18 protein-coding genes are annotated in these 22768 nt (G+C 61.1%); 11 read left to right on the forward strand and 7 right to left on the reverse strand.

What is annotated here, in order from left to right:
• Positions 1 to 128 precede the first annotated feature (128 nt).
• Complete coding sequence (locus F4U94_RS19180; RefSeq protein ID WP_120249892.1) at positions 129 to 404, reverse strand: HU family DNA-binding protein; 276 nt, start codon at positions 402 to 404, stop codon at positions 129 to 131.
• Between the two features lie 618 nt (positions 405 to 1022).
• Between F4U94_RS19180 and F4U94_RS19190 the strand changes: the two genes are divergently transcribed.
• The 4 genes from F4U94_RS19190 (at position 1023) to F4U94_RS19205 (ending at position 4192) form a co-directional block, all read left to right on the forward strand.
• Positions 1023 to 1481 (forward strand): DUF736 domain-containing protein, encoded by a 459-nt coding sequence (locus tag F4U94_RS19190; RefSeq protein ID WP_099232352.1) that lies wholly within the window; start codon positions 1023 to 1025, stop codon positions 1479 to 1481.
• Between the two features lie 83 nt (positions 1482 to 1564).
• Complete coding sequence (locus F4U94_RS19195; protein ID WP_197716435.1) at positions 1565 to 2575, forward strand: DUF2493 domain-containing protein; 1011 nt, start codon at positions 1565 to 1567, stop codon at positions 2573 to 2575.
• An 11-nt stretch (positions 2576 to 2586) separates the two neighbouring features.
• Positions 2587 to 2802 carry a DUF6117 family protein gene (locus tag F4U94_RS19200; protein WP_120252030.1) on the forward strand — a complete coding sequence of 72 codons (216 nt, stop codon included), beginning with the start codon at positions 2587 to 2589 and terminating at the stop codon, positions 2800 to 2802.
• 406 nt (positions 2803 to 3208) lie between these two features.
• Entirely contained in the window at positions 3209 to 4192 is a 984-nt protein-coding gene (locus F4U94_RS19205; RefSeq protein ID WP_120249893.1) for a DUF2493 domain-containing protein, read from the forward strand.
• Between the two features lie 185 nt (positions 4193 to 4377).
• Here F4U94_RS19205 and F4U94_RS19210 read toward each other — a convergent pair whose 3' ends face one another.
• On the reverse strand, positions 4378 to 4638 hold the full coding sequence (locus F4U94_RS19210) for a hypothetical protein (protein WP_120249894.1): 261 nt from the start codon (positions 4636 to 4638) through the stop codon (positions 4378 to 4380).
• 482 nt (positions 4639 to 5120) lie between these two features.
• Between F4U94_RS19210 and F4U94_RS19215 the strand changes: the two genes are divergently transcribed.
• The 6 genes from F4U94_RS19215 (at position 5121) to F4U94_RS19240 (ending at position 12646) form a co-directional block, all read left to right on the forward strand.
• The gene (locus tag F4U94_RS19215) at positions 5121 to 5423 is read left to right on the forward strand and encodes a hypothetical protein (protein ID WP_069335627.1); all 303 of its coding nucleotides are present in this window, start codon (positions 5121 to 5123) and stop codon (positions 5421 to 5423) included.
• Positions 5420 to 7423, forward strand: coding sequence for a type IV secretion system DNA-binding domain-containing protein (locus F4U94_RS19220; RefSeq protein WP_120249895.1), 2004 nt, complete (start codon positions 5420 to 5422; stop codon positions 7421 to 7423). The genes F4U94_RS19215 and F4U94_RS19220 overlap by 4 nt, the downstream gene beginning before the upstream one ends.
• Positions 7420 to 10353, forward strand: a complete 2934-nt coding sequence (gene mobF, locus F4U94_RS19225) for a MobF family relaxase (RefSeq protein WP_120249896.1) — start codon at positions 7420 to 7422, stop codon at positions 10351 to 10353. Before F4U94_RS19220 ends, mobF begins: the two co-directional genes overlap by 4 nt.
• Positions 10337 to 10861 carry a lytic transglycosylase domain-containing protein gene (locus F4U94_RS19230; protein WP_232015917.1) on the forward strand — a complete coding sequence of 175 codons (525 nt, stop codon included), beginning with the start codon at positions 10337 to 10339 and terminating at the stop codon, positions 10859 to 10861. Before mobF ends, F4U94_RS19230 begins: the two co-directional genes overlap by 17 nt.
• Before the next feature lie 91 nt (positions 10862 to 10952).
• Complete coding sequence (locus tag F4U94_RS19235) at positions 10953 to 12317, forward strand: DUF6161 domain-containing protein (protein WP_120249897.1); 1365 nt, start codon at positions 10953 to 10955, stop codon at positions 12315 to 12317.
• A gap of 35 nt (positions 12318 to 12352) precedes the next feature.
• The gene (locus F4U94_RS19240; RefSeq protein WP_120249898.1) at positions 12353 to 12646 is read left to right on the forward strand and encodes an HU family DNA-binding protein; all 294 of its coding nucleotides are present in this window, start codon (positions 12353 to 12355) and stop codon (positions 12644 to 12646) included.
• A 24-nt stretch (positions 12647 to 12670) separates the two neighbouring features.
• Here F4U94_RS19240 and F4U94_RS19245 read toward each other — a convergent pair whose 3' ends face one another.
• The 5 genes from F4U94_RS19245 to F4U94_RS19270 all read right to left on the reverse strand — a co-directional run bounded on the left by F4U94_RS19245 (position 12671) and on the right by F4U94_RS19270 (position 21159).
• Positions 12671 to 16438, reverse strand: a complete 3768-nt coding sequence (locus F4U94_RS19245) for a hypothetical protein (RefSeq protein ID WP_120249899.1) — start codon at positions 16436 to 16438, stop codon at positions 12671 to 12673.
• Between the two features lie 106 nt (positions 16439 to 16544).
• Positions 16545 to 17366, reverse strand: coding sequence for a hypothetical protein (locus F4U94_RS19250; RefSeq protein ID WP_120249900.1), 822 nt, complete (start codon positions 17364 to 17366; stop codon positions 16545 to 16547).
• The gene (locus tag F4U94_RS19255; RefSeq protein ID WP_120249901.1) at positions 17363 to 17551 is read right to left on the reverse strand and encodes a hypothetical protein; all 189 of its coding nucleotides are present in this window, start codon (positions 17549 to 17551) and stop codon (positions 17363 to 17365) included. The genes F4U94_RS19250 and F4U94_RS19255 overlap by 4 nt, the downstream gene beginning before the upstream one ends.
• Positions 17552 to 18088: 537 nt before the next feature.
• Positions 18089 to 19405 (reverse strand): sigma-54-dependent transcriptional regulator, encoded by a 1317-nt coding sequence (locus tag F4U94_RS19265; RefSeq protein ID WP_120249902.1) that lies wholly within the window; start codon positions 19403 to 19405, stop codon positions 18089 to 18091.
• Complete coding sequence (locus F4U94_RS19270; protein ID WP_120249903.1) at positions 19402 to 21159, reverse strand: sensor histidine kinase; 1758 nt, start codon at positions 21157 to 21159, stop codon at positions 19402 to 19404. Before F4U94_RS19270 ends, F4U94_RS19265 begins: the two co-directional genes overlap by 4 nt.
• Positions 21160 to 21415: 256 nt before the next feature.
• On the opposite strand from F4U94_RS19270, the gene F4U94_RS19275 reads away from it, so the two are divergent.
• Positions 21416 to 22756 carry a dicarboxylate/amino acid:cation symporter gene (locus F4U94_RS19275; protein ID WP_150412151.1) on the forward strand — a complete coding sequence of 447 codons (1341 nt, stop codon included), beginning with the start codon at positions 21416 to 21418 and terminating at the stop codon, positions 22754 to 22756.
• Positions 22757 to 22768: the final 12 nt, after the last annotated feature.

Raw genomic sequence — 22768 nt, forward strand, 5'->3', positions numbered from 1 at the left:
TGCACCGAAATCTGTCATGCAGTTGGGCCGTAAGGAATGGTCGCTTTGTCCCGAAACTGTGGTTCTGCGAGGAAGCCGTCTTTTAATCCCAACGCGAGGAAAGCTTTCCTGCGGAACCTCCAGGAACATCAGCCGTTGAGCTGATCCTTCACCGCCTTGGCGGGCGTGAAGGTGAGCTTCTTCGACGCGGCAATCTGAATGGTCGCGCCAGTCGAAGGATTGCGACCTTCGCGCGCCGGGCTGTCCTTGACCTTGAACTTGCCGAAGCCGTTCAGCGAGACTTCCTCGCCCTTGGCAGCGGCTCCGGTGATCTGCGCGAAGACGGCATCGACGTACTTGCGGGCATCCGCCTTGGTCAGGCCATGTTCGCCGGCAAGGGCTTCGGCCAGATCGCTATTGTTCATGTCGCATCCTTATAGATTGAGAGGCGTTTGCTTTAGTGGCTCCGATCCCGGGTTTGAAGCCGTTAGTTGGGAGCATGGTGCATTTGCCCATTGACCACCGCGCGGCGTATGTTCCTCCTGGAGAAGAAACCTGTGCGCAGGTCAATGCTGATCCGCACCTTCAAGTTTCTCGCCGTCTGGGCCACGGCCGGTCATCATATACCATTGTTCCATAGTTGAGGGCGCGCCGATCAGGCGCTCATATCGTATCGGTCGAGACTTCGAGGCACCTGACCAGCGTATCTCGAACCTCTGCAAGCTCGTCGGGCAATTCGCGTTTTGGGGGATGATCCACAGTGATGCCTCCAGATTGGAGGATATCGGGCGCACTGTGCCTGCGCACCTGCAATCGCCGCCAGATCGGCGGCAATTTTCTGGCCAGTCAATCAGAATGGCGAGGGGCGTGCGGAATCTGTCTGGCTCTTTGAGGCGACGGCCGGGCTGGCGGTCGGGGCGAGGAGGGCTCCTCCGGGAACGGCGGTCGGGCTGGACGAACGCGCCGCGTGTGAGAGGGGAGAAGGATCTTGGAGAGTGTCGCTTTCGGATGGTCGAGAGCGGCTTTTCCAAGGAGTTGAGGTTATGAATATCGGTGAAATCAAGCCCGTGAACGGTCGTCTTATCGGACATATCGCGACCCGTTCGATCGACTTGCCGCGCCTGGGGCTCCGGCCTGTCGAAAGCACCAATGAGCGCGCGCCGGTCTTCGAGATCGTCGCGCTTAATGTCGGGCAGCGCTGGGTACAGATCGGTGCGCTGTGGGAGGCGACCGCCAACAAAACCGGCGAATGCTTCCTCCAGGGATCGCTCGACGATCCTAGCCTGGCCGAACCGCTGCCGATCGCTCTCTTCGGCAGCGACGCTGAAGGCTATCGGGTCGCATGGCGCCGTCGGGATGCGCTGAGTGGCTTTGGCGGCGGCCAGCGTTCGGAACGTCCGGCGATGGGCGGCGAAGCCATGGGCGGGTTCGGTGCGAGCACCGCCGGCATGGATGGCAGCTACATGGGCGGAAGTGATTTCGACGACGAAGTGCCTCACTGAGGTCTTTGTGCGTCATGGGTCGGGGGAGCACAGCCTCCTCCGGCCTTTCTTTTTGTCTGCCGATTTTGGAAAGGATGCGCATCATGGCTACTGCCCTGCGCCACAGCATCGATCGATTTGCTGACTTGCCCACCCTCTACGCACAAATGGTCGCGACGCCGGAGTATCAGGCGGCCTTTGGCGACCCAATGCCGCTTACAATCGCCGAGCCCGGAGACGCGCCCGCGGAGCATGAGATGCCGGAGCCAATCGCGGCCCAGGCCGAATGCGGCGGGATCATCGCTGCGATCTTCGACCTCTTCACCGGTACTCGTCTGGAGCCATTGGCACCCGATATCGCATGGGGTTTCGTCAACAGCTTCCACTTTCTCGCCGGGAAACTCGAAAAGCGCGAGGACAGCTATGCAAGGGAATTGGGGGAACTGGCGCGAGACCCTGAAGGTAGCGAGATCTATGCCCGCTCGCTCGAAGAAAAGCAGCTTCAGTGTCAGTCGGTCGCCGAGCAGCGGCAGGCCATTGAATGCATGCGCGACTATGCCGCGGAAATGTACCGGGCGCAGTCAGGCTGGCCTTGGTCGCCGGCTAAAGGCACGCGAGCCTCTTCTGCATCAAGCGCCAGCCAGATCGCTGCGGTCGACTTCCTACGTGCCCGACAGCTGGAACAGCGAGAACGGCACCTGCCACAGGGGCCGATCGTGGTTGTCACCGGTCCTGCCGACTGGCACGACTGGCAGGCGATATGGTCGCGTCTCGACGCCATCCACGCGCGGGTTTCCCATATGACTTTGGTTACGACCGGGCAGCGTCGCGGCGTGGACCAGATTGCTGCGGCCTGGGCTGCTCGCACCGGCGTTGAAGTGCCCGTCGTGCGCTATGGCCTATATGGAACCGGGCGGAAGACCGCCTTTACCCGCAATCGCAAGATCCTTGATTTGAAGCCGGTCGAGGCAGTGCTCTGCGAGGGTTCAGGCGTCCAGGCCAATCTCTACCAGCTGCTCCGCCAGGCCAATGTTCCGATCCACGCGTTGCGCAAGGCAGACCAGGCCGCTGACGCCGTGAGGTTCCCAACGCGCGCTTCCCGCGGGGGCCAATGAGGGAGGATAGCATGGCGATACCTGACTATCTTAGCGCTAACTTCCAGACGCTTCTTCGGGCTGCGGAAGATGGAAATCTCGCCCTTATGGAATGCCAGGACGCAGCATCAGGGGAACCGCGTTACGTGATCTGCGCAGTCGGGCGGGAGGAGGGGGCCTATCTCATGACCCCGTTCGGCCATCTCGCGGAAGGCAACCCTTACGACGCCTACCGGCCGCCGATCTGACGGGGGACGACGACGTCCAGATCGACCTCGGGACCGCAGCCATTTGGACGAGCGGTCCGTTTTTTTGTCGATGCAGGTGCCTGGGCACTGTCAGATGGGCGCTTGGGCACATGTCGCGCGAGGATCATAGCGCCCCAGGGGGCGTCGAGCCCCCTGGGGCGCTGCCACACTTCTTCTCTCAAGTCTTTTAATCGTGGCACGGGGACAGCGCCGGCCTCAAGGACGACGGGGCCCCACCATTTTTTTCGGCAGGCGGGCGGCAGTCCGTTCATGCCTACCGGGGCGCATGCCGAAAAAAATCGTGACCCCCATCGCCGCTTCGCGGTCGGGGCTGCGCCCCGATCCTTGACCCCGTCACTCGGAGCCCGTGCAGGGGGAAGACCTCTTTCAATCAAAGGAGGTTCTCATGACCAAGGCATTCCGTTCCGTCCGCAGCTTCACCGAGATTGCAGCCTTCATTGCCGACGAAAGCGCGGTCACGTCCGACAGCTTTGTTGAAGCATTCGAGACGGACCTAGATGGCGTCCGGGTCAGCAGGGACGACGATGGACGCACCGAGCAAATGCCTGACGCAACGCAAGTCCAACTCGCGGTCGAGCTGATAGTCACGACGCTCTTCGATGTTCTGCGGGACAGCAGGCTGGACAAAGTGGCAGGACGCATCGCATGGGGCATCGTCCACAGTTTCCACCGAGTGAGCGATCAGGCGGCGGGTCAAGCCGACGGCGCAGCAAGGCAAATGCGCGACCTTCTCCGGCAGGCTGATGGCAGCGAAATCCATTCCATAGAGCTGGAGCGCGCGCACGAGGAACTGGCGTTTCTCGACGAGGCTGCGGACGCACTGGCCTGTATGCGGGACCATGCCGCGGCGGTGTATCATAACGAAACCGGCAAACCCTGGTCTGCGCCAAGGGCGACGCTGGTGTCTTCCAAGCGGACTGCGAGCGTCATCAACGGGTCAGACTATCTGGCCGCGCGCCGCCAGCGCCGTATCGGACAGCATCATCCTGAAGGTCCGCTGGTCGTGTTCTCGGGCGGTAGCCAGTGGGCGGACTCCGAGCCGATCTGGAAGGCGCTGTCGAGGGCCAAGGCGACCCGGCCCCAGATGGTGCTGCTCACCACCGCGCAGAATAGCGGCGGCGACGCGATTGCCGAGGCATGGGCGGCAAAGACCAAGACGCCGGTGGTGAAGCTGGGCATCGACAAGGCACGGTGGGGCAACCGCGCCGGGTTCGTGCGCAACGACCAGATTGCGCGGCTGCGACCCGTCGAGGCGATCGTCGCGGAAGGAAGCGGCGTTCAGGCTCAACTGGTAAGGGTGATGCGTTCCATCGGTGTCGCGCCGGTGCTGCTCTCGCTTTATGGAGGCCCTGCGCACTGGGCTTCCTGAAGTCACGAAGGATGCGGGAGCAGTCGGGGTCATGCCCGATAGCTCCCGCTTTTTTTGTCTGTCGCTCTATGTCGTTGCCCTCAAGGACAGGCGCTGCGCGCCCGTCCCGTCGGGCAACGATGCCGCGCTCTCAAGGAACGCGGGCCTTCTGCGCGCGGCTTCGCCGTGCTCGTCGCAGGGACGCCCTACGGGCGCTTTTCCGGTTGAGATTTTGCCGTCGGTGCAATGCCCTTCAGCGCAGTAATAGAGGCTGGTCCACCCAGCCGGATCGCGTGCTGGACGAGCTCGCGAAAGTCTTTTTCGCTTAGCTTCTCGACCGCCATATCGCTCAGGATGGAGGCATATTTGCCGCGCAGAGCGCGGCGGGCATCAAGGATCTCTTCCGCAATTTTCGTCTGGCGCGCTTCGAGGTCGGCAAGCCGGTCGCGGTCATTCAACTTTGGCATTGATCATCCTTTCAAGTCGGATGGTCTGCCCGCCAATTCCATTATCGAGGATCATGGCCATGAACGCAACTCGTTGCGACAATCGGGGAATCGGCCGGCGTGCCGCCGGGGAGAGAGACCCCTTCGGGGAAGCCCCGCGCCTTCCGGCACGAGGCTGGCGCAGCGGCGGGGCGCTGCGATAGGGGTACTCACGCCCGGGGCGTTTTGTAATGCACCGTACGCACGGGTGCTGCGGGCGCGAATCGCTAGGTTTTCTGCGGGTTTCGGCCAGGTGCCAGCCGGTGCCGATGTCGCTTTCTTCATAGGGAGCTGGCACCAAATGGTCACCATATGAAGGCAATTCAGGGCTAAGTGACTGATAAGCTTTGGCACCATGTCGGTGCCGCGTTTGCTCATCGTAAGGCGTTGAGATCGCCTGAAAATCGGCGTATAACGCCCGGGCTTCACCCCATCTGGACAGGCAACGAACAGGAGTTCGGCGCTTGCCCAGGATCAATATCAGATTGAAGGACGCTCTCCACGGGCGTCTCGTCGCCGGCGCCCGATCGGCGCGGCTCAGCCTCCCCGAATATGTCCGCGACATCCTTGATCGCTTCGAAGGCATTGATGCCGGCGGTTATCATGGTCGCTTCGATGAGGTGCAGGCGACCCTCATTCAGGTGTTCGCCATTTTGGCCGCATCGGTCGGAACGCGGCGCCCCGACATCCTCCAGAAGGGCATGGACGATGCCCGCGCCCTGCTCCTCGAAAGGGGCCTGCTCGCGCCCGAGGATGGTGCGCTATGAGCATCTTTCGCAACGACACTTTGGGCTCCTGGACCCGGGGTGGCCAGGCCATCGTCCACAATGTGAGGATGACCACCCAGGTCTTCTTCCAGACTTCGATTGCCGGTCTCGCGATCTGGGTCGGTGGCATCATATGGTATGTGCTCGAAAAATCCAGCGACTATCAGCGCTTCGTCGCGATGAAGATCGCCGAAGCTACGCTGAAAAGCGACGTGCCGGGTGGTGCGCCGATCCTGTTCAGGACCCCGGCTGGGCGCCAATACTGGACGAACTCGGACGCGCTGCTGGCCTCTCCTATCGCGAAGAAGACCATGCAGGCGATGGAGCAGCATCTGATCTATGGCGCCGCGCTATCAGGTGCCTTCGCAGCGCTTATGCTTCTGTGGGCCTGGTTTTATTTCACGCGAACGGGGAAGGGACTTGGTTCCAATCAGTTCATCCGCGGCGCCCGGTTCGGGACGGCCCGGCAGCTCCGCCGCCTGCTGTGGCGATCGAAGCGGGGAAGCTTCGCCATCGGCGGCGTGCCGGTCCCTGAAGAGTTTGAGCCTGAGCACATCTTGATCTGCGGGGCGCCAGGAACAGGCAAGACCAACATCATCGTCAAGATGCTGGCGGGGATGCGTGGGAAAGGTTGCCGGGCGATCGTGTTCGATACGGCCGGTACCTTCGTCGAGAAATTCTACCGGCCCGGGCATGACATATTGCTCAACCCGCTCGACGCCCGAGCCGACAGCTGGTCCCCTTGGGTCGATGTGCCGCGCGACTATCATTATGATCAAATTGCGGAATCGACGATACCGGATAAGGGGGGCGATCCGTTCTGGGCGAAGGCGGCGCGAGGTACGTTGGTCGCCGTCTTCCGCAAGCTTGCGAAGAACAAGCAGATGCTCATTTCGGTCTTGCTCGACACGCTTTTGCGCAGTCCTTTGAAGACACTGGCTGCCTTCGCCGAAGGAACGGATGCCGCCGCCTTCATCTCGATGGAGGGGGACCGGACCTCCGCCGGTATTCGCGCGGAGCTGGCTTCTGTCATGCGCAGCTTCTCTTATCTCGACGACACATTGGATGGCTTCTCGGTGCGCGACTGGGTGGCCAATGAAGAGGATGACAGCTGGCTTTTCATCACGGTGAAAGCCGATCAACTCCCTTCCCTGCGACCGCTCGTGACGGTCTGGCTCGACATCGCGATCAGCGCGATCATGAGCCTTCCGCCTGATCAGAAGCGCCGCCTCTACTGCGTCATCGACGAGTTGCCGACGCTCCAAAGGCTGCCGTCGCTCAGCGATTTCCTGGCGCGCGCCCGCAAATATGGCGGATGCGGCATATTGGGGTTCCAGTCCTACCCGCAGCTGGAGGCAACCTATGGCATCCAGGACGCGGCCGCGATCACCGGCTATTGTTCGACCTGGGTGGCGCTGCGGGCGAACGATACCCCCACCGCCAAGCACGTTTCGGAGAATTTGGGCCAGGTCGAGCAGGTCGAGGCCAATGAGGGGATGTCCTATGGGGTCAACGACATGCGGGACGGCGTCAATCTCTCCCGCATGCAGGTCACCCGCCCGCTGGTCATGCACACTGAGGTCACGAACCTTCCCAACCTGTCTGGGTTTCTCCGGTTCGGAAGAAATCTGCCCGTCGTTCATTTCCGGGATCGGTACAATGGGCTGCCAACGATTGAGCCGGCGTTCGTCGAGCGAACGGAACCTGCGAGGAGGTTCGACGAGGGCAACGCTCCACCCCACCCCGAAAAGGTGTCGCAGAAAAAGCGCCGTCGCGCCGAAAAGGAAGCGCCGCCCACACCGCAGCTGCCCTTGGACGGCAGCTCACCCGAAGAAGCAACTGCGGGTGAACCGCCTGCGCATAAGGGCAACGAAATTCCGAAGCAGGATGGGGACACCTCGAACGCCGAACCGCCCAAGCTCCTTGGGCCAAGGAGTGGTTTCAACCTCCACAAGCATAGCCGTTCCAACGGTGAGCGTGACGATGCGAGGCCGGCATGATGCATCCGCGCCGCCTCAAGGGCTCCCCGGGCAACATCGCCCGCTATTACACCGTCGGGGACTATTACACGAAGGGAGATGCGGAGACATCTTCCTGGGGCGGAGCGCTCGCTGGCGAGCTTGGTTTGCACGGAGAGGTGGATTCCGCGCAGCTCAATGCGCTGCTCAGCGGCGCTGTCGACGACCAGCAGTTAGGGCGTCGGCGGGCAGACGGGATCGACCACCATCCCGGATGGGATTTTGCGATCAGCGCCCCCAAATCCGTATCGATCATGGCGCTTGCCCTTCGCGATGAGAGGATGGTCGCGGCGCATGAGAAGGCTGTCGACGCAGCGCTTTCCTATCTTGAAGAACATGCCCAGCTGCGCCGCCGGGAAGAAGGGAAAATCGTTCATGAGACGACGGGGCGGCTCCTGTGGGCACGCTTTACTGAGCATGCCAGCCGCGAACTCGACCCCCATCTGCATACCCATATCGTGATCCTCAACATGACGAACCGCGATCCGGGCAACCCGATGGCCAGTCTCGAAACGCGGGCCATGTATGCCGAGCAGATGGCCAGCGGCCAAATCTACCGTAACGCCCTTGCCCACCATTTGCGGGAATATGGATTTGAGATCGACTTCGATCCGCGCCGAGGATTGTTCGAAATCAGGGGCGTCCCAAAGGCATTGATCAAAGAGATGTCGCAGCGTGCCGAGCAGATCAACGCTCATGCCGCTGAGCATGGCCTTTCCGGGCAGGCCGCGCGTAGGCAGAGCTTTTACGAAACGCGCGGCCCAAAGGTGAAAGTCGGGCTGGACGAGCTGCACGATCGCTGGGATGCACGGCTCATCCCCTATGAGCCCAAACTTGTAGCTGTCCTCGCCCAGGCCATGGAGGCTGGTGAGCGCCCCGTCCCGGTGGAACCCGCCGACGCAGCGCGGGCGGCCCTGTTCGGGATCAGGCAATCGGAAGGGCGCGAGGCGGTCAATCCACTTGGTCGCGTCATTGCCGTAGGCCTTGCCTCCCATGTGGGAGAGGTTCGGTTCGAAGACCTGAGACCGCTCCTGATTGACCATGAAAGCCGCCGCAAACTGCTCGCTACTCGGGGGGAGACCGGCGACGCAATCCTCACGCGAGGGCGAACCAGCCGCAGGACGGTAAGGCTGGAACAGGCGCTGACCCAGCATCTCGCGCTCTCGTTGGGAGACGGCAGAGAGGTAGCCAGCGCAGACCGGCTGCTGCCCGTTCTGGAACGTGCTGGCCTATCTCCTGCGCAGGAGCAGGCCCTCGTGCACATGGCATTGTCGGGAGATCGGATAACGGCAGTGCGTGGTGTGGCCGGGGCCGGGAAATCCATGCTGGTTCGCTCCCTCAAGGACGCCGCGCATCCGGGGATGGTGCTGACGGCGCTTGCGCCGACGTCATCTGCTGCTGCTGAACTGGGTGATCGCGCGGAGATTGCGTCCCGAACCGTCGCCAGCCTGTTGGCAAGCGGCGGGCATGGCCTGAGCAGCAAGGATGTCCTGATCCTCGATGAAGCGGGGCAGCTTGGAAACCGCCAGGCGCTGCGAGTGCTGGAGATCAGCCGCATGACCGGCGCGCGGCTTATCCTGCTCGGTGACAATCGGCAGACCGGCGCGATCGAGCAGGGAAAGGCATTCTGGCTGATGCAGAAGCTTGGGCTCGCGACTGCCGAACTGGTTGAATCGCGGCGGCAGGAAACCAGGGCGATGAAGCTTGCCGTCACCCAGGCGCGGGCGGGTGATTATGCCGGTTCGCTGGACCATCTCGATAAGGTGGTCAGCGGCGGCGATGCGGAGGAACTGGCCAAGGGGCTGGTGAGAGAATGGACGCGCCTCAAGCCTCAAAGCCGGGCAACCACGAATATCCTCGTTCTGGAGAATGCGACACGCCTCATCGTCAACAGTCAGATCCGCGAGACATTGCAACGGGAAGGCGTCGTCGCAGCCGAGGACACCCGACTTGGGGTGCTGACGCCGGCCGGCCTCAGCGACCAAGAGAAGCAGATGGCCCGCTTCTATTCCGGCGGCCAGGTTCTGAAATTCAACCGCGATCAGGTCGGTGCTGGCCTCGCGCGTGACGGCGAATATAGGGTCGTCTCCGTGGTCCGCGATGCGAAGGGCCGACAGCTTGTGCGATTGGCAGATGAGCAGGGGCGCATCCACAATTGGGATCCCCGAACGAGCAACGCGGCGCAGGTCAACGTGTTCCTTTCCGAGCATCGCAACCTCGCCGCTGGCGATCGCATTCAGTGGCGGCTGGCAACCAAGGAACTTGATCTCAAAAACGCGGAACGCGGGACGGTGGAGCGGCTCGATGGCATCATGGCGACGGTTCGCTGGGACCGCGGGGATCGGGTCCAGCAGATCGATCTTGGACGCCACTCCACTTGGGACCATGGCTATGCGGAGACGGTGTATTCCGCCCAGTCGAAGACCTATGACCGCGTCTATGTGCTGGCCCCTGTGGCCTCCCCGCTCGTCAATGGGCAGAACTTTTATACCGCCATCACGCGCGCCCGGTACGGTGTCAAACTCTGGACGGAAGACCCCAGGAAGCTCGTCGCAAAACTCGAAGAGCGGTCCGGCGAGAAGACATCGGCGCTCGAAGGATTGGGCCGTCTGGAGCGCGATCACAGCAGGCGCTTTGCCGCACGGAACGAGGCACGGCTGAAGGGTCTAAGGCTCGAACAGGTTGAGGAGCGGCGGAAGGAAGAGGGTAGGGCGCTCGCGCGCAAACTCGATCAGCGAGAGCCGGACCGCGGAATTGCCGGACGTCTTGCAGGCAATGCCCGATCGCTGTTCGAGACCCTCGATCGTCATTTGCAGGCACTTGCGGCGAATAGGCAAGCCCGTGCGCCCAAGGCGGAGGACCGTGCCACAGACCGGAACATTGAGGAGCGATCGCATGGTCACGATCGGTAAGCGGATAGCCGCCCTGATGGCGCTGATCATCTGGCAATCGGAGGGTCTTGCAGCAACGTCAGGTCATGATGCGGCCGATGAACGGAGGGTCGCCAGTTGCATCAGGCAAGCAGCGGGTGGACGGAAATGGCTCGAAGTGACCCTGTGGGGACTGCGCGACCAGGAAGGAGGATGGATTGGTGCTGCGGTGCCGAACCGGGATGGTAGCCACGATCTGGGACCTCTCCAGATCAACAGCTGGTGGGTGCCCAAAATCGCTGAAATGTTGGAACGTCGGCCCGAGGACGTTCGCCGTTGGCTGCGTTATGATCCATGTTTCAATACAAACACGGCCCGCTGGATTTTCGTTACAGCCCTGGCATCGACGGGCAGCTATTGGACGGCGGTGGGCGTCTATCACAGCCCCAATTCTGACCGTCAGCGGGGGTATGCCATCAGCGTTGCCCACCATCTCAGGCGTCGGTTCGGCGGGGCAGTTTTCCCTTCAGGATCGGGACGGCACCGGTGAACCTGAGCAGCTCAACCGATTAGGGCGCTGGAGGGTTTATTGGCGTAGCTGGAAAAGCTAAGCACTTCGTCCGAATAAAGGGGGCATCGGCGTGGGGCAAGAAGCGTACATAATTCAGTATAATAGCGTTCCAAACATCGAACGAGCTAGTCGCAAGACGATTGGATCATACATTGATCATGAGACAGCGGAATGGCTGTCGTTTCTGGCAGAACTCCCCTCCCTAGCGGGCCAACTCACGTTTCAGATCGGGCAGGTGAGCCACAATGGCGCCAGTTTGGCGAAGTCCCTCGATCAGCTTGGCAAACTTGTCGATGACGCCGGCAAATTCAATTCGTTCAGCAGGGCGTCGTTCCGTCGTTCGAACATCCTTCCGCCTCCGTCGGAGAGCGTGGAAGGACGTTTGGTCCTCGGCTTGTATCATACAGGTCGTTCACAGGACGCCGTCGCTGCCTATTTTCGTTACGCTGCGATTGAGGCTGGCGTACCGTTGAACCGTAACGGCCCTGAAGTATTAAGAGCGCCGATGGAGCGGGGTGAATTGCTGATCGCAGCCGCCCACGCAGCTTCGGTCGTGCCGGGCCATAAAGTTGTGTCCGATGGCCTCAGGTCCGCCAGGGTTCGTGCCACAGCGGTCTTGAAGGCGCTCGACGGTACAGTAGGCGAGGCGGTTCAGGTTAATGCGCAGCATGGCGCCAGCCTCCGGGCGACCCGGGATCGAATCGGCCAGCACGCCATGAAACTAAGAGCAATTTTCGTGGGTGCCGAGCGCGGGCGCACAAGGAATTATCGAGCTTGGCGATCTGAAATCGAGCTGGAGGTAGAGCGCCGTTTCGCCGAGGCAGACATACGTATCGCCAGACTTGATCGGCTGGCGGAGGAAAAGCAGAAGAAGCGGGACGACGCCTTCGAAGCGCTGAAGGATCTCTTCTACACCCAATTGCGCCTCAGGGCACCAGTTGCTCTTTGGGAGGAACGGGCGAAATCTCACAGAGCGCGCGCGAGCAAGGCGCTTCGAAACTTCTGGATTGCCGCAGTCGTCGCTGTGATTCTGGGGCTAGGTGTGCCCTGGCTGGCGGGGGACTACATTGCTGACAGCTTCGCCAAGGTCAGTTGTCTGCCTGGGAAGACCCCAAGCTGCTCAAGAGTGTTCTCGGCAAAGGGACCGCTGACCGTGGCGGGCGTGCTGCTGATGACCTCGCTGATCCTTTGGGCGACCAAGATGCAGTATCGCATCTTCCTTAGCGAGCGTCACCTATCTCTCGATGCTGACGAAAAGCGTGCCTTTGCCGAAACTTTCATGGCGCTGAAGGAAGACACCACGGTCGACCCCGCCAATGAGACAATCGTTCTCACTTCTCTCTTCCGTCCGATGCAGGACGGCATCATCAAGGATGGAGATGGTGGTTTTGATTTGTCTGCGGCTGCCCTTCTGGCAAAGCAGATGGCAAGGTAGGTGACCGAGCGACCCTGCCGGACCTTGGGGGGGCAATGATCAAATCCGAGCTGATCGCAAAAATGAAGGAAGACTTTCCCGGTTTGGCGGACGCGGATGTCGACAAGATCGTAAATCTCTTCTTCGACAGCATCATAGCTCAAATTAACGCTGGGGGGCGTGTTGAGTTACGGGGCTTTGGTGCGTTCTCGGTGAGGAGCTATGAGGCCCGCACCGGACGCAATCCAAGGACAGGCGGAGCCGTTGAAGTGCCTGCCAAAGACCGGCTTCATTTCAAAGCGGGCAAGGCCATCATGGAGCGCATCAACGGCAGCGACAAGGTAAGCTGACGCCCGAGATCGGTAATGGAAACGCTATCGCCCTTCCTTGCCTGGCGACCATTCGAATGACGCGAGTTCATCCAGCATCATGAACTGAGCGTCAGGCGACGCATGTCGCGGCATGAACTTCATCGGTTGTGGGCTGTCGAAGAGAACAAGACCATGGATTGTGGGGGTAGCCGGCAAGGCATAGCGCTTAGCAAGATCGGCGGCATGTGCCCGCACATAGTCGACACGATCAAGATGTTTGCGCAGGTTGTCACGGCGTCCCCGGCTGTCAGTCTGGCCGCGATACTCAGACAGCCGGCTGGTAGTTTCTCCAAGCGTTCTGCAGAATCGGATGTCCTTCGCCTCGATCACCCAGGCATGAAGGCCATCCTGGCTGAAAGCGAGGATATCAATATCTCCAAGGCGTTTGACGGTGTCTGTTCCCTTATGCTGGAGAGCGTCGCTCAGCGGCACGGAGTCGAATGCCCGGGCACCCGATTGCCTCGCTGCCTCCGCCGCCCGGACGTTGAAATCTAGCCCGGTTCGTTCCGCCATCGCGCCGACGAAGGAGCGCATTTGCGGACTGCTCCAGAACCTGCCCTGGAGCCCTCCTTGTAGTGCGCCGGCAAGATTGTGAAGCGCTGCTCGCTCAATCAGGACGGGTGAGACGAGTAGATACGGATCATCCGTCGCGTCCAGGGCTACGATCGGTCTGCGAATGAGGGAGAAATGCCGGTCGAACCGGCTCACATCGAAGTCGGACGGACCGGCTCCCTTCGGATATGAGGACCAGCTGCTTCTCGATCCCAGCGTCAGCTGCTTCAGCGCGGGCGCAAGATCGGTGGCCACATAGCCTTCCAGATCAGCCAAGGCAGACAGCAGTTCTGACCATCTCTTCTTCAACACAGCGTTGCCGCTATCAATCGCCAGCTTGGCACACGCCCCACTGAATGAGGCAAACTGATCGAACGAGAGAGCATATTCGGCCTGCACGGCTGCCTCCAACGCCGGCGTAAGAGCGGTATCGGTCGCTCCCGTCTCGAACAGCGATCGGTAAGCCTTATCCGCACTTTGACGGTGTTCAAAATGGTGCGCATGCACACTGGAAACCAAGGCTGTTCGCGTGAAATCATGATCGTAGAGCAAGTTGCCGGTCGGGCTGATCTTGATTTCCGCGTCGAGAAAGCCGGCGCGAAAGGGCGGAACTATCTCCGCAGTTTGGAAAATGAGGAGTGCCTGTGCGAGCAAATCGTCGATGTCCGCTGCACCAGGATGCACGCCATCGCTCAAGGCTGCCTCGCAGGAACCCATCTCAATGAGGATTGAGGCGCCGCGTATGACGGCGTTGATCTCGCTGCGCCGCTTAAGGCTTTGATCGAAATCCTTCTTTGCGCCGTAAGCGGCGCGCATGGCCCGCGCCGAAATCTGCCACATTTGTTCTTCCGCAAGAGCAGCTGTCAGCCGCCTTATGGACGCGTCAACAAGCGCGACTCGATCGAAGCCGCGGATGTTGCTGATGAGGCGATCCATCAGGGCGCCATGGTGCTCCATCAGAAACGAAAAGCACTGGTCGGCCCCGACGATATGGAAACCGAGCGAGCGATCACGCGAGAGAAAAGTGGAACCGCACCGGGCCAGCGCGGAGGCCGAATCGGGTATTTCGTTGAAATCATCGATCAGTCCGTGCGCTTTGAGCATCGAGAGTGGCCGATCCGCGACGAATGAATGGCGCCACCTTATATCGTCCGATCCGACCACGGCGGTCATGAACGCCAGGAGTTCTTCGCGCCCGGCGACCCCGCCCGCCAGCGTCGACACGATTTCAAGCATCGAAGCTGCGAGCACCATCTCGGCAAAATTATTGGCACGGTGAAGCCCATGCTGCCACTCAGGAGCCATATGCAAAATGGCGCTGCGCTTATCTCGATCCATTGTCGTCGTGATGGAGGTGAGAACCGTGGCATCGTCGACGGAGTTACCCAGGCGGTCGGGCGGCCAATCGATCTCCAGCAGGATTGAAACGGGCTTGCGATCGAGACCGGGATACTGGGCGTCAAATTTGGGTAGGGCAACCTCCAGCCAGTGAATCGCGGCTTTCCAGGTCTCATATGTGTCAAACGAACGGCCACCCCTTTTGGCCGGGATGGCTTCCAGCCAAACCGGTCGCCTGCCGACGACGACCCCGAGAAGCTCGCGTCTGCGCAGGCCGCTCGTCGCGATGTAGGATGGCTTGGCCGTCTCGAAATAATCCTCGCGGTCTAACCGGCTGACAATTTCGTACCGGCCGTTGGGGAGCGGAAAAGCCCAGCGCCCTTCCTTCTGTGCCGCTTCTGTCCGGATCGAGAGCAGGAGATTGCCTGGATAGTTGAAATCCAACGGAGGCTCTATCTCCGAGAGATGCTCAGGGATCAGATTCTGATCTGTTTCCTGCCATAGGGCGCACAGGTTCATCCAGCCATTGGGAGCCCGCGGAAAAAAGCCCTGGGCTTCGACCATCCGTAGCTGTTCATGCAGGCGGTACATGTCCACTGGCATGCCTATCCCTGCAAAGGCGATCGCCGACGCATCTGCAGGTTCAAGGGCGATAACCTCCCAGTCTGGTATCTCGACTGAAGCGAGTGCGACGCTCCCTGACCTCCCCCAGCCGCCCAGCAGGACGATCGAGAGACCTTTGCGAAACTCGGCGCGCTTCGCCATCATCTCATGGGCGAAGGCGACCGAGTCGCCGATCATGGCTTCCATGGATGGGGATGCGCTCGTCGGACCAAACCGCGCAGGAGGTACACCATCGAATCCGTCGACGATCTGCAGGATGTGCAGCGGGCAGCCTGCCGCGCTTTCGAATAGAAGCTGCCGGATGGGATGTCCGTCGACGATTTCGACGGGCTGTTTCCACAGCTGCGCGAAGCCCGAGAGAGCGATTCGCTCGCTTTGTGCATCGAGCAGGAGCCTGCGAAGTTGCTCGCTCGCGCCATTTGCGACAGCCGTTTCGATAAGGTGGGCGCGAAGCGCCGTGGAGAGATTATGGGGGGCAACAACCAATATGCCTTCTGCAAAGGCGATGAGTGGCTGGCGCTCCAGTTCGCTGTCGCCCGGCTCTGCATGGAGAAAATCATCGCTAAGCTCGGGGTCAAGAAAAAAGGGCGCCAGATCGTTTTCCGTCAGCTCCAGTCGTTCGAGGTCAGCCCAGCTGATGAGTACCCTGGTCGCGAGGGGCGAAAGTTGACGCTCCTTGGGCAATTCGAGTTTCTGCGCGGACTTATCCTCAGCGACGATATTGTGTTTCAGCCCTGCCCGATGGGCCAGGAGGTCCGAAAGCGTGAGCAAGGCGTAGGCGCTGTCGAACGCAGCCGCCCCCCAGCGCGACGGCGGCAACTGTCCAAAGGCTTCCAGCATGTCTTCGCTGAACGCCGCAGCCTTTTCCCATATGCCCTGAAACAGCCGATAGGGGCCCCGGCGCGTGGCGATCGTCGACATGAAGAAATGTTCCGGCGGGTCTTCTAGCAGGCTGACCCCGCAATCGGCCAAGTCACTGTTCAATAGACGAAAAAGGCTGGAGCGGCTGGGACTGTTGTCTCCTTGTGCTCTGGCAAGCGCGAGGCGTGTGGCCATGTCCAGTCGGACAAGGTTCGATCCAAAGCCTGGTTCAGTGGATAGGGCTGAGAAGGTCGCGATTGCCTGGAGAGGCTCAAGGCTTTCGATGCGCTGCACGATGCCGGGGCAGGCTTCGAAGATCTGGGCCGGCGTTCGGGGCGGGGCGGTCGCCGCGAGCATGGCCTCCAAGGATGCGATGTCTATATTCTCTCCGGGCATCGGAAGTTTATGTTGCCAATCTGTTCCGTCGGCAAGAGGCTATTGGATCTAAAGCCAGTCTCAGTGGGATCGGACGCCGAAGCCAAGGGATGTGGCGACTCGCCGATTAATCAGGCGTGGATAATTCGCTGTCCGGTCGCCTCAGTGCAGTCAGCATGCGTCCGAGGAATGTGCGCTTGCCTTCGAGCTGCGCGATCATGCCTGCAAGGCTCTTTTCCCGCCAGCGTGCATCAAGCCGCTCGTCGGCAAGGAAATGACGCAATATGTCGATTGGATCGTAACGGAGGATCCGATGCGCCTTGCGTCCGTTGATATCCGATCGAAGATATTCGAACAATGCTCGCAGGATGTCGATCGCCTCGCGTTCCTCCCCGTCAGTGAGGCTTTGCGCGATATACTCCCGCAGTACGATCGGTGCCGCTGCAAGCTGGCGGCGTGAAGTGCCGTCATTGCGTCCAAGATCGATCACGTTAGCCACACGGCTTTGCAGGCAATGGAGGGGGTGCATGAGCCGGATGGCCAGCTCCGCTTCCTTACCTTCATGATCGTAGGGCAGGAGGAGATCCACGACGCCCGCCTCAAGGCCGCGCTGGACGCCTTTGACGTGGGAGAGGAAGTCGATATCGATATCGATGCCCTGTACCGTCGCATGCACGATGGCCGTCTGGAACGTGGTGTCATCGGGGGAGGGCACGTCTATGCTCCCGCCCAGGCCTGCCGCCAGCTTTTCCGCAACGACCCGCTGCCCGAAATAGTCGATGTCCTTCGACGTGTAGGGTCTGAATTCCAGAAGTTCGGCTGCGCCTTCCGAATAATATTCTGCCCAAAGGTTCAGCGCCTGACCGCCTACGACAAATGCACGGTCATCGTCGCCGAGGATTTTTGCTATGTCGAGTACCGCCCGAGGCGGGAGATGGCCGTCCGTCAAATAGCGACAGAACCTCGCCGACCTATCCGGGCGCGGCGGATCGGCAGGCCGTCGAAGAAGCCGTTCTGATGCGCGAGTTGGTCCATCGACACTGCGCCACTGCGCAGGTCGCGATCATCCTGGTCGCGCGAGCGCTGCTTTTCGCGCTGCCGCTCCAGAACATCATAATGGCCAATCTGGATCATGCTTCCTCAGATACGTGCGTAACGGTTTCCGGTCAATGAACGTGCAGGTGACAGCAATCTATACCATTGAAATAATGATCGAAAAAAATCGCCTCGCTGTCCTCAGCGGACAGCGAACGCGCGTAGCATATTTTCCGATAAAAATCAAGATACTGCAAGCCGCCAAGTGCGGTCAAGCGGAACGCTGATCGGGCTGATCCTGACATGAAAACGTCCACTTGCGCTGATCCGATACCTGCGCGATGTTCCGCAAAGAGCCAGAGATAATCACTTGGTATTGTCAAGGCTCGGGCCAACCAATTTCGCAACCTAGCTGAATACCGCCAGACAAGAAGGGGAGGAAAGGGTGGTTGTAGAGGTAAAATGTTGTTAAATAAGGAGAAAGTTGCCTTTTGCGGACCGGATTTTAGCTGCGGGCATAATTGCGGGCACGATCGCAGTGTGTTCAAAAAATGTGTTTATTTTCAACAACTTAATAGGCAATTTCGGTTGCTGCCGGGCCCACCATTCCATAAGCGTCGATAACAGATACGGCCGCTAAGCTTTGGCCCCCCGGATCTTCCGCAGGTCGATTCCCAATCGCCGGACACGATAATAGAATGTCTTGCGCGGGAGGCCCAGCCGCGCGATCGCCTTGCCCATGTCGCCGCCGGTCGCCTGGATCGCCTCGATGATCGCCATGCGCTCGAATGCGTCCATCCGTGCATCAAGCGACATCATAGCGCCATCCGTGACGGGTTCCTGCTCCAGTCCCAGTGCCAGCCGTTCGGCCAGTCGCCCCAGTTCATGGACATTGCCGGGCCAGTCATGATCCAGCAGATGCGCCAGCACCGTACGACTGACCGGCGGCACCGCACGGCGGAAGCGGCGGGCGGCGCCATCCAGCAGATGGGCGAAGATCAGGGGAATATCCTCCCTCCGCTCACGCAGCGGCGGGAGGTGCAGTCGCACTGCCGCCAGCCGATAGAGCAGCGCCGGTTGGATCGCCGCCGTTTGGCCCTGTTGCATCATGCAGCCGATCACACGCAGATCCACCGGCTGCGGTTCGCGCGCCCCGACCGGGCGAACCAGCCTGTCTTCCAGAAACTGGATCAAATGCGCCTGCAATGCCGGGCCGGACTGATCGACATCGTCGAGAAAGAGCGTTCCTTGATGTGCGCGTGCCAGCCTCCCTTCGAGTGGCGCGCGCCCGGCCAGGCTTTCGCCATGCAGGCTGGTCTCGGCAATCGCATCGGGCACCGCGGCGCAGGCAACGCTGACGAACTGCGCGCTGGCGCGGCGGCTGCACTGGTGGATCATGCGCGCTACCAGTTCCTTGCCGGTGCCCGTCTCACCCTCGACCAATATGTCAATATTGGTGTCGGCAAGCGTCGCCACCATGTTGCGCAGCCGTTCGATCGCCGGGGAATGGCCGATCAGCGGAGAAGGAAGCGCGCCATCGACCATAGCGCGCAGGCGCCGATTTTCGATCACAAGCAGCCTTTTCTCGATCGCACGCGCGACGGATGCCAATAATGCGTCCGGATCGAAGGGCTTGGTGAGAAAGTCCCATGCGCCGGTCTTGAGCGCATCCACGGCCATTGGCACATCGCCATGCCCAGTGACGAGAATGACGGGCAGTTCGGCGTCGCGGTCATGCAGCGCGCGAAACAGATCGATGCCCGACATATGCGGCATCCGTACGTCGCTGACCACAATACCCGCAAAATCGGCGTCGATCGCTGCCAGCGCATCGGCAGCGCGCGCAAATTGCCGGACCTCAAAGCCAGCCAGTCCCAGCGTCTGCGCCATGGCGACGCGCAGGTCGTCATCATCATCGACCAGGGCAACCTGGCGCGGGAGCATGTCGGTCATGCGCGCTTCAAACGCAGCTGGAAATGGGCGCCAGCATCGCTGGGCAACAAACGCAGCGTTCCGCCCATGTCGGCCATGATGTCACTGGCGATGACGAGGCCAAGCCCCAGGCCGGACGGGCGGCTGGTGACGAAGGGGGTGAAGAGCTGGTCCCGCACCGATGGATCGATCCCTGGGCCATTATCGATCACCGACAGCAGCACAGTGTCTGTATCGAGTGCTACGGATAGCCGGATAGCCGGCGCAGCCACGTCCTCCAACGCTTCGAGCGCATTTTGCATCAGGTTGACCAGCACCTGTTCCAGTCGGATCGTGTCGGCCATGACGCGCAACCCATCTGGCAGGTCGGGCAGTTGCAACGCGACCCGTGCCAGTCGCGATTTGAGGATCAACAGACTGCCCTCGACCGGCCCGGCGAGCGGTATGGCGTCGATCGCACCGGTCGCCTTGCGTGAAAAGCCGCGCAGTTCGGCCGTGACCTTGCCGATCCGATCGGTCAACCGCTCGATCGCTACCATATTCTCGGCCGCCGCGCTCGTGTCGCCGCGCTCGATCAGCAATCGGCCGTTGGCGGCATAGCTGCGGATCGCCGCGACCGGCTGGGCGGTTTCATGGGCGATGCCGGCGGTAATCTGGCCCAGCGATGCCAGGCGATTGGCCTGGCGCAGTCCTTCGCGCAGCGTGTCGGCGCGCGTCTCGCTGGCGGCGCGCTCATCCATCTCGCGACGCAGTTCTTGGGTGCGGGCAGTAACCATGCTCTCCAACTCGGTGGTGCGGGCCGCGGCCATGGCGGCCCGTTCGGTGCGGCGATGGGCACGCTCGCGCGATATCCAGATGCCGCCTGCCAACAGCATGAGGAACAACAGGGTCGCCAGCCGCACTGTACGCACGAAACTCTCCACACCGTGCAGCGGCGTCAGCATGTTGAGCTGCCAGCCAGGCTCTCCCGTCGATACCGATTGCCAAAGCAGGCGGCGGCGCGGTTCGTCGGCAGGGCTGACGATCTGCCGGCCATCGGCATCGCCCATGCCCTTGAGCGGCACCGGCAACAGCGACCCACGGCCGGATTGCAATTCAGCGCGAAAGCGCTGTTTGGCCTCCCCGGAAATCGGATGGATGGTTGTAAAGCGCCAGTCGGGCCGGCTGGTGATCAGGATGATGCCTTCGCGACTGGTGATGAAGGTGATTTCACCCAGCCGGGCCCATTGCTGCTCGATCCTGTCAAATTCGAGCTTCACCACGACATAGCCGCCGCCACGCGAACGTCGCGAGAGATACATGCCGGGCCGCTCGCTGATCGTGCCGAGCGCGAATTGCGCGCCCGATCCGTGGGCGGCGGCCAGCTTGAAATAGTTGCGAAAGGAATAGTCCTGACCGACGAAACTGCGCTCGCTCCGCGCATTGCTCGATGCGACGGTGCGGCCCGATGCGTCGAGCACATAGATTTGCGCTGCGCCGGTAGTGCGAGCCAGCGCCTCCAGCTTGCGGTCCAGGGCGCGTAGTGCGGTCTGCGATCCGGTCAGTCCCGCAACCAGATCGCTATCGTCGGACAGGGCGACGGGCAGCAGCCGGAACCGCTCGATCTCGCTCTTGAAATAGGCTTGGCGCAGAATCGCGGCGCCGCGTGTCTCCGCGCCTAGCCGTGCGATGGCATTGCGTTCGGCAATCTCGCCCGACAGCCAGAGCAGGCCACCGGCCACGCCTAGAAAAACGGCGATCCACAGGATGCGAGTCGGGAAGCGGGTGTGGTCCATACCCCTACATATCGCGCCGACAGGATGTGTGCAAATTTCTGCACAATGTATGTTTCTAGAGGGCAGCAATATGCACTTATTGAGCTGGAAATATCTGCGAGAACTGACGTAAAATATTGTAAAATAACTATATAATTTCAATTCAGCCGAAATTTGTCGCGCGCTGCCCATGGCTGGATACTGGCCGCCTCAATTCCCGACCCGTCCAATCAAGAAGGCGGGAAGGCTTTTGGCGAGGGCCAGAAAGACACCTGTCATGCAGATTTCCCATTTTCCCGACGTGCCGGTCGTCCGGCGTCCCTGGTATCTCCATCTCTATGCGCAGGTGCTGCTGGCGATCATCGCAGGCGTGGCGCTCGGCCATTTCGCGCCGCATCTGGGCGAGGCGATGAAGCCGGTCGGCGATGCCTTCATCAAGGCGGTGAAGATGGTCATCGCCCCGGTCATTTTCCTGACGATCGTTACCGGCATCGCCGGCATGCGCGACATTGCAAGCGTCGGCCGGGTCGCTGGCAAGGCTTTTGCCTATTTCCTCTTCTTCTCGACCCTGGCGCTGGTCGTCGGCATGATCGTGGCCAATGTGGTGCGGCCGGGCGCGGGCCTCAACATCGATCCCGCCACGCTCGACGCCAGCAAGGTCAGCGAATATGCGGAAAAGGCGCATGACAGTACGCTGACAGGCTTCCTGACCGGCATCATTCCGGACAGTTTCCTCTCCGCCTTCGTCAGCGGCAATATCCTTCAGGTGCTGTTCGTCGCGATCCTGTTCGGGGTTGCGTTGGCGCTGATCGGCGATCGCGGCGAGCGCGTGCTCGACCTGCTGGAAGATGTATCGACCGCCGTGTTCAAGCTGGTCGCCATCGTCATGAAAGCGGCACCCATTGGCGCGTTCGGCGCCATGGCCTTCACCATCGGCAAATATGGCGTCGGTACGCTGGCGAACCTCGCCTTCCTGGTCGGCACCTTCTACCTGACCTCGGCGCTGTTCGTAGTCGTAGTCCTGGGCCTGGTCGCCCGTGCCGCGGGCTTCTCGATCTTCGGCCTGATCCGCTACCTCAAGACCGAATTGCTGCTGGTGCTCGGCACCTCTTCGTCGGAAAGCGCGCTGCCGGCCCTGATCGAGAAGATGGAGCGCGCAGGCTGCCCCAAGTCGATCGTCGGCCTGGTCGTGCCGACCGGCTACAGCTTCAATCTCGACGGCACCAATATCTACATGACGCTTGCCGCGCTGTTCATCGCGCAGGCAACCGGCGTCGATCTTTCTCTAGGTGATCAGATCCTGCTCCTGGGCGTGGCGATGCTTTCGTCCAAGGGTGCAGCAGGCGTGACCGGGGCGGGTTTTATCACGTTGGCGGCGACCCTCTCCATCGTCCCCTCCGTGCCCGTCGCCGGCATGGCGCTCATTCTGGGCGTCGATCGCTTCATGAGCGAATGCCGCAGCCTCACCAACTTTATCGGCAATGCAGTGGCGACGATCGTCGTCTCGCGCTGGGAAGGGAAGCTGGATCAGGCGCAGTTGCAGGCCGCGATGCGGGGTGAAGGCGGGGTGCCATCCCCAGCTTCGCCACCGCTTGCCAGCGCCGTCCCGGCGGAATGAGGCGCAGCCACC

This window comes from Sphingobium limneticum, assembly GCF_008710155.1.
In the GTDB taxonomy this organism is placed as follows: Bacteria; Pseudomonadota; Alphaproteobacteria; order Sphingomonadales; family Sphingomonadaceae; genus Sphingobium; species Sphingobium limneticum.